General features: G+C 64.9%; 9 protein-coding genes and 1 pseudogene. All 10 read right to left on the bottom strand.

Annotated elements, in window-relative coordinates; genetic code table 11:
* Positions 1-210: 210 nt before the first annotated feature.
* The 10 genes and pseudogenes from ACFDR9_RS26470 to ACFDR9_RS26425 all read right to left on the bottom strand — a co-directional run bounded on the left by ACFDR9_RS26470 (position 211) and on the right by ACFDR9_RS26425 (position 6,316).
* A complete protein-coding gene (locus ACFDR9_RS26470) occupies positions 211-606 on the bottom strand; it encodes a type II toxin-antitoxin system death-on-curing family toxin (RefSeq protein WP_026133202.1) in 396 nt (131 codons plus the stop codon).
* Complete coding sequence (locus tag ACFDR9_RS26465) at positions 603-830, bottom strand: transcriptional regulator (RefSeq protein ID WP_026133201.1); 228 nt, start codon at positions 828-830, stop codon at positions 603-605. Before ACFDR9_RS26465 ends, ACFDR9_RS26470 begins: the two co-directional genes overlap by 4 nt.
* Before the next feature lie 103 nt (positions 831-933).
* Complete coding sequence (locus tag ACFDR9_RS26460; RefSeq protein ID WP_409032902.1) at positions 934-1,194, bottom strand: hypothetical protein; 261 nt, start codon at positions 1,192-1,194, stop codon at positions 934-936.
* Between the two features lie 3 nt (positions 1,195-1,197).
* A complete protein-coding gene (locus ACFDR9_RS26455; protein ID WP_409032901.1) occupies positions 1,198-1,758 on the bottom strand; it encodes a hypothetical protein in 561 nt (186 codons plus the stop codon).
* A 187-nt stretch (positions 1,759-1,945) separates the two neighbouring features.
* Positions 1,946-3,670: a gamma-glutamyltransferase gene (gene ggt / locus ACFDR9_RS26450; RefSeq protein WP_409032900.1), complete on the bottom strand. Its 1,725-nt coding sequence runs from the start codon at positions 3,668-3,670 to the stop codon at positions 1,946-1,948.
* A gap of 34 nt (positions 3,671-3,704) precedes the next feature.
* Positions 3,705-3,932, bottom strand: a pseudogene (locus ACFDR9_RS26445) (aminotransferase class I/II-fold pyridoxal phosphate-dependent enzyme); the annotation flags it as partial.
* Positions 3,933-4,109: 177 nt separating this feature from the next.
* Positions 4,110-4,505 carry a VOC family protein gene (locus ACFDR9_RS26440; protein WP_017878154.1) on the bottom strand — a complete coding sequence of 132 codons (396 nt, stop codon included), beginning with the start codon at positions 4,503-4,505 and terminating at the stop codon, positions 4,110-4,112.
* Positions 4,506-4,664: 159 nt separating this feature from the next.
* On the bottom strand, positions 4,665-5,399 hold the full coding sequence (locus ACFDR9_RS26435; protein WP_026133200.1) for a Crp/Fnr family transcriptional regulator: 735 nt from the start codon (positions 5,397-5,399) through the stop codon (positions 4,665-4,667).
* Between the two features lie 263 nt (positions 5,400-5,662).
* A complete protein-coding gene (locus ACFDR9_RS26430) occupies positions 5,663-6,076 on the bottom strand; it encodes a hypothetical protein (protein ID WP_409032899.1) in 414 nt (137 codons plus the stop codon).
* Positions 6,077-6,127: 51 nt separating this feature from the next.
* On the bottom strand, positions 6,128-6,316 hold the full coding sequence (locus tag ACFDR9_RS26425; protein ID WP_409032898.1) for a hypothetical protein: 189 nt from the start codon (positions 6,314-6,316) through the stop codon (positions 6,128-6,130).
* Positions 6,317-6,429 lie beyond the last annotated feature (113 nt).

Here is a 6,429-nt window from a genome sequence, read left to right as displayed (position 1 = left end):
CTCACTGGCCGCGCCCTACCTCACTGGCATGTCAAGCTTTTTATTGTATTTCGCTCTACTTTTAAAGAAAAATTCTTAACTTGGGTGGATTGGGGTCTGACCCCAGGGTTACACCGTTGGTTTTGATTATTTTCAACGACGAAGCCGCTTAACTGAACTGCATTAGGGGGCTGACCCCGCCCTTGCGTGCCGGCTGCCTTCAACCAAGCGCTACTTGGCAAGGCATAGCCTTTCACGCAACCATTGCGCCATCTGCTCTTCGTTTACCGTTCCGGTGGCAAGGCCTTCCATAATGCGAATGGCGTCCATGGCGGAAAACACCAGTCGAAAACCATTGTCGGCTAAAAAAAGCCGAGCGACCACCCAAGCTGTCCGCTTGTTGCCATCGTTAAAGCAATGGGTGCGCGTTAGCCCAAATGCATACGCCGCGGCTAAGGCGCCGGCATCGGGCGGCGGTATGCCGTAGATGTTAAGTTGTTCGGGGCGCGCAAGCGCCGCCCGCACTGCGTTTTCGTCGCTGACCCCGTCCAGCCCGCCATGCTGCGCCAATTGCACATCATGTACGGCGAAGACAACGTCACGCCGAACCCAGCGCCAAGTGTTCACTCGGCCATGGCCCGTAGCACTTCACGGTCGTCGCGCATCAATTGTTCGGCAAGTTCCATCTGGCGGGCGAAATCGGGATTGTAAGGGGTGATGCGCAAGCCGCCGCCCGGTGCTTCCGTCAGATAGACGGTGTCGCCGGTTTTTACTCCGAGTTTGAGCTTGGTCTCCCTGTCGAGGATGAATCCTTCCGACGTCCCCACGGTTGTTACTTTGAGAGTAATCATCGCGCGCTCCATATAATAAAACGTATATAGGAAGAGTATCGCCACTGGCTGCGGATGTTGCCGCGCTGCTGAAGTCAAATCAAGCAGAGGCCTAAGGCCGGGGTCAGACCCCGAGGGTCAGACCCCGCCGCTGGTGCGCGTGTTCTTGCTCCAGTTCGGCGACGACGCGCGGGTCGTCCGGCTCCAGCACGTCGCGCAGGTCGCCGTCGAAGAAGGTCAGGCCTTCGCTGCCGTCGAGGTCGGCGCGGCGCTTCCAGTACACCAGCTTACCGGCGCCAACGATGACGTCGTTGGCGTGTCCCTCCGGCGCGCTCGAGCGCGCCACGATGTCCTCAAGAGTTGGCATGGCCGTATCGATCATCATGTTCTACGATGCCTCCCGAATATAGTTCAAGCCCAGCCTGGTGGACGCCCGTTCCCACGCGCGATGGTGGATTTCGGCGGTGGCGTATTGAACCGACAGCTCGCCGCGGTTCACCATGTCCGCCACGTCGCCATACGCCAGCCTTAATTCCTCATCATACACGCCTTGGATGGTCGATTCCTTCGGCCACGCGCGCATAGCCGTCATGACGTGCCGGTAGGCGGGGGATACCGCGCGCAGCTCCGACAGGCCGAGGCCGATGGCGTTCCCCACGTCGGCGCACGAAAACGACAGACCCGACGGGTGGTTGTGGGTGAACAGCGCGCCGGCCGTGCCGGCGAGATCGCGGGGAAGAAACCTGACTTGATCGACCTGGCCCGATCGCTTCGATAGCATGGTTCCGTCCCAGCTGAAAAACGCGCCGGTTTCGATGCTGTCGCGCCGGATCGTCTCTTCGAACCGGACCGCCGCGGCGCGCGCCGGCGTCGACAGCTCCGGCGCGACGCGGTGGTAGCCGGGGTCGTAGATTGTAAACATGCCCTGCGATTGATTGAAGGTGCGCATTTTTCCATTGAGCGCCGCCGCTGCGCGTCAAGCATAGTCGGATGTGCTTGCTTGTCGACAAGGCCGCCCGTCCTGTATCGCATGGATTGCGCGCCCGCGCGCTGCGCGCGCTCAAGTAAAGGCGTGCATGCGCGAGCGCGCCGCGCCGGCTTGGCCCCTTGGGGCGCCAGCCGGCGCGGCGGACGCCCTAGTACCCCAGCGCCTGGCCGGTGTTGCGGCGCGGGTCGTTGGCGCCGTAATAGCGGTTGGCGCCGCGCGGCTTGCCGCCCAGCGCGGGCGCGCCGACGATGATGGCGGCGACGTGGTTGGCCGGCTGCGCCGCGCCCAGGTTGTGGCCCATGCCGCCGAGGAGCTTGGCGGTGTCCGGGCTCAGGCCGAACGGTTCGACGTTGGTGACGTCCGGCAGCCATTGCTGGTGGAAGCGCGGCGCGTCGACGGCTTCCTGGATGTTCATGCCGTAGTCGATGACGTTGAGCAGCGTGTGCACCACGGCGGTAATGATGCGGCTGCCGCCCGGCGTGCCGACGATCAGCACCGGCTTGCCGTCCTTCGTGACGATGGTCGGGCTCATCGAGCTGAGCGGCCGCTTGCCGGGGGCGATGGCGTTGGCTTCGCCCTGCACCAAGCCGTACATGTTCGGCACGCCGACTTTGACGGTGAAGTCGTCCATCTCGTTGTTGAGCAGCACGCCGGTCTTGGCCGCCGTCACCTTTGCGCCGAACCAGTCGTTCAGCGTATAGGTGACCGAGACCGCGTTGCCGTCCTTGTCGATGATCGAATAGTGCGTGGTGTTACTGCCCTCGTGGGGTTCGACGCCCGGCTTGATGTCCTTCGACACGCCGGCCTTGAGCGGGTCGATCGCCGCGCGCACCTTGGCCGCGTAGGCCTTGTCGGTCAGCCGCTCGATCGGATTCTTGACGAAGTCCGGGTCGCCCAGGTAGCTGTTGCGGTCGACGTAGGCGTGGCGCATCGCCTCGATCTGCAGGTGCACCGCGCTGGCCGAGCGGTAACCCATTTCCTTCAAGGGATAGGCTTCGACGATGTTCAGGATCTCGCAAATGACCACGCCGCCCGAGCTTGGCGGCGGCGCCGACACCACGCGGTAGCCGCGGTAGTCGCATTCGACCGGCGCCATCTCGCGCACCTTGTACTGGTCCAGGTCGGCCTGCGTCAGGATGCCCTTGCCGGCCGCGCTGGAGGCCACCAGCGCGGCGCCGACCGGACCCTTGTAGAAACCGGCCGCGCCGTTGCGGCTGATCAGCGCCAGCGTCTTGGCCAGGTCGCGTTGCACCAGCTTCTGCCCCTGTTCGAACGCGGCGCCGCGGTGGAGGAAAATCGCCGCCGACGGCGCGTCCTTGCGGAAGTCGTCGGTGGCCGTTTGCAGCAGGTCGATGTCGCCCTCGCCCAGCACGAAGCCGCGCCCGGCCAGCGCGATCGCCGGCGCCAGCAGCGCGGCGCGCTTCATCGTGCCGTATTTCTCCAGCGCGTACTGCATCCCCGCCACCGTGCCGGGCACGCCGACGGCCAGGTGGCCGCGCGAGCTGAGGCCCTTGACGACGTTGCCGTCGGCGTCCAGGTACATATTCGCGGTCGCCGCCAGCGGCGCCTTCTCGCGGAAGTCGAGGAAGGTCTTGCGCCCGTCGGCCAGTTGGATCGTCATGAAGCCGCCGCCGCCGAGGTTGCCGGCGGCCGGGTAGACCACCGCCAGCGCGTAGCCGACCGCGACGGCGGCGTCGACCGCGTTGCCGCCCTTTTTCAAGACGTCGACGCCGATTTGCGAGGCCAGGTGCTGGGCCGATACGACCATGCCGTGCTGCGCCGCCACCGGCGCCAGCGAGGCCGCCTGCGCGCAGTAGCAGCAGAGGGCGGCGGCGGCGGCGATCAGGGTGCGGCCGAATACGGGGTTGTTCATATGCTTGGTACTCCTCGGGTGGGTGGCTGGGTGCCTATGCCGGACGGCCGGCGGCGCCGGCCTCCGCGGAAAATAGTTGGTGCAGCGCCTGCACCAGCGCCTGGCATGGCGCGTCGGTGCCGATGGAAATGCGCGGGAACTGCTCGATGCGCGGCTTGCGGAAGTGGCGCACCAGGATCTTGCGCTCGCGCAGCGCCGCTTGCAGCCGCGCCGCGTCGTGCCGGCCGTGGCGGGCGAAGACGAAGTTGGCGGCCGACGGCAGCCCCTCGCTCGACCAGGCCGGCGACGGCCGGCTGCTCCCCCGGCACGTACGGTTCCAGCCGCTCGACGCCCTCGCTGCAAAACTTCCGCATGCTCGTTCCTGTTTGGGTTGTGCTTATTGTTCTGCCCGAGGGCCGCATACGCCCTTGGTTTTAAACGAGCCAGCGACGCCTCGGCATTACGCGCCGGCGGGCGCCTCGTACAATTCCAGCGGCAGCTGGTCCGGGTCGGCGAAGAACACGAAACGCCTGCCGGTGTATTCGTCGACGCGGATGTCCTCGACGGCGACGCCCTTGGCTTCCAGTTCGCGCTTGCACTGGGCCACGTCGGCGACCTCGAACGCCAGGTGGCGCAGCCCGCGCGCCTCCGGATAGGACGGCCGCGGCGGCCGCTCGGGGAAGGAAAACAACTCGATCTGCCCGCCGTCGGGCAGGCCAAGGTCGAGCTTGTACGACTGGCGCTCGGCGCGGTAATGCTCGGCCACGATGCGCAGCCCCAGGCATTCGGTATAGAAACGTTTGGAAACGTCGTAATTCGAGCAGATGATCGCTGCGTGGTGGATACGGCTCAGCATGGCTCAATAATAAATCAACAATGATGCGCTTACTATATCGTGCTGCGCGGCACGCAACAAGGGTGTACCGTTGAGCTTGTAGCCGGACGCGTGTCGCGCGCGCGCCGCGTTGCGCAAAAAAGGCAGCCGAGGCTGCCTTTTTTGCGATCCTTGCCGCGCCTATACGCTGAGCGCCGCCGCGTGGACGTTGCCGATGTCGGAAAACAGCCGGTCGACCTCGGCCTTGACGGCCGAATAGCAGCCGCACACCGCCATTTTCAGGCCGGAGCGGTCGAGCACTTCGATATGCCCGCGGCGGTTGCTGATCAGCCCGGCGCGTTGCAGGCTGACGGCGGCCTGCATCACGCCCTCGCGGCCGGCGCCAAGCAGAGTGGCGCTGAGCTCCTGGGTGATGGCGAGCGAACTCGACGGCGAACGGTCCAGGCTGAGCAGCAACATGCGGCACAGTTGCTGTTCAACCGAATGCTGGCGTTGGCAGGCGGCGGTGTGCTCCATCTGGCTGGTCAGCACTTTCGCGTAGCGCAGCATCAGCCGCAGCACCGGCCCGCCGCTGTTGTATTCCTGCTGCATCACGCGCGCCTTCAGCCGGTAGGCCAGCCCGGCGTTCTGCACCACGGCCCGGCTGGGCGCGACGGCGCCGACCAGCAGTTGCGAGATGCCGACGATGCCCTCGTTGCCGACCACGGCGATTTCGGCCAGCGCGCCGCCGGCGGTGTCGCCCAGCAGCGATACCACCGCCGTCGTCGGAAAGTATACGTGCTCGGCCGGGCTGGCGGCGTCGAACAGGGGTTCGCCCAGCGGCAGGGGCACCAGTTCCAGGGCCGGCGCCAGGCGTTCGAAGTCGGGCACCGGCAATGCGGCGATCAGATGGTTTTGTGTCGGAGTGTGAGTCATATGCCATCCTTATCGTCATGGAGTGCGTGCCGGCGTGGACATCCGGCACACCGGTTTTTCAATGTGAGCGGTACGATATCATGGAGAAACTGTGTTCTACGAGAACTTTTCGTTAGCAAACGTAACATGTCTGCCGCTGACAACGGGCGCCGCGCGCTCGATGCCGCGCAGCTGGCGCGCGCGCGGCCGCGGCGCCGCGTCGATGACGAGGAAACGGCGTGGTGGGGCTACCGCGCGGCGCTGTTGGGCCGTCAGCGGCACGCTTACTTCGCGCACAAGAAGCGGACGATGGCGAACGCCAGCGCGAACAGGTAGGCGTAGGCGAAGCGGTCGATGCGCAGCACGGCGTCGCCGCGGCGGGCGCGCCACGCGCCGATTTGCGCCATCGCAAAGCCCACCAGCACCGGCGTGACGATCAAGTTCAGGATTTGCAGCGGCCTCTCCCTCAAAAAATGGGATTCCACGATAAACAGGCTGATGAAGCCGGCCAACAGGCCGAAAAGCGCATAGCCGAGCGCCGCAAGCCAGGGATTGGGTGGCCGCCGGAACGGTTCCGCCAGCGAATGGAATCCGAGTTCGGCCAGCGCTTCGAGCACCAGTTGAAGCAGGCCCTCGCCGATAAGTTGAAGGAGGAATTCGAGCATGGCAGGAGCGCGCGGGTTTAATTGATTGCCCATTGTATCGATAAATCGGGCGCGCAACGCCACCGGCCCTGCCGGATCGAACAGTTATTCCTGGCTGGAGAGGCGGGCGGCGGATACGCGCAGGCCGTCGAAAATAGCTTTGGCCAAGCTGGCGGGAAAATCCCGCGGGAGTTCCGCCGCGACCCGGTCGATCACGTCCGGTGTCTGGACGATCAGCTCGTCATCCAGCTTATCGGGCGAGTCGCCATAGCCGCATTTTTGCAGGGTCGTCAAGATGTGGCGGCGTTGTATGCAGGGCGATTGCATGAAGAATCAGGCCGGCAGCCCCAAGACCTTGGCAAGATAGTCGGCGCTCCATCCTGCCTTTAAGCGTTTGCTGGCGATTC

Source organism: Janthinobacterium sp. CG_23.3 (assembly GCF_046115965.1).
Lineage (GTDB): Bacteria > Pseudomonadota > Gammaproteobacteria > Burkholderiales > Burkholderiaceae_D > Janthinobacterium.
This window is presented reverse-complemented; position numbering and strand designations above follow the sequence as displayed.

Coding starts and splice junctions, on each gene's coding strand:
- ggt (WP_409032900.1), bottom strand. CDS start 3,670: ATGAACAACCCCGTATTCGGCCGCACCCTGATCGCCGCCGCCGCCGCC.
- ACFDR9_RS26435 (WP_026133200.1), bottom strand. CDS start 5,399: ATGACTCACACTCCGACACAAAACCATCTGATCGCCGCATTGCCGGTG.
- ACFDR9_RS26460 (WP_409032902.1), bottom strand. CDS start 1,194: ATGATGATCGATACGGCCATGCCAACTCTTGAGGACATCGTGGCGCGC.
- ACFDR9_RS26455 (WP_409032901.1), bottom strand. CDS start 1,758: ATGCGCACCTTCAATCAATCGCAGGGCATGTTTACAATCTACGACCCC.
- ACFDR9_RS26430 (WP_409032899.1), bottom strand. CDS start 6,076: ATGGGCAATCAATTAAACCCGCGCGCTCCTGCCATGCTCGAATTCCTC.
- ACFDR9_RS26465 (WP_026133201.1), bottom strand. CDS start 830: ATGATTACTCTCAAAGTAACAACCGTGGGGACGTCGGAAGGATTCATC.
- ACFDR9_RS26440 (WP_017878154.1), bottom strand. CDS start 4,505: ATGCTGAGCCGTATCCACCACGCAGCGATCATCTGCTCGAATTACGAC.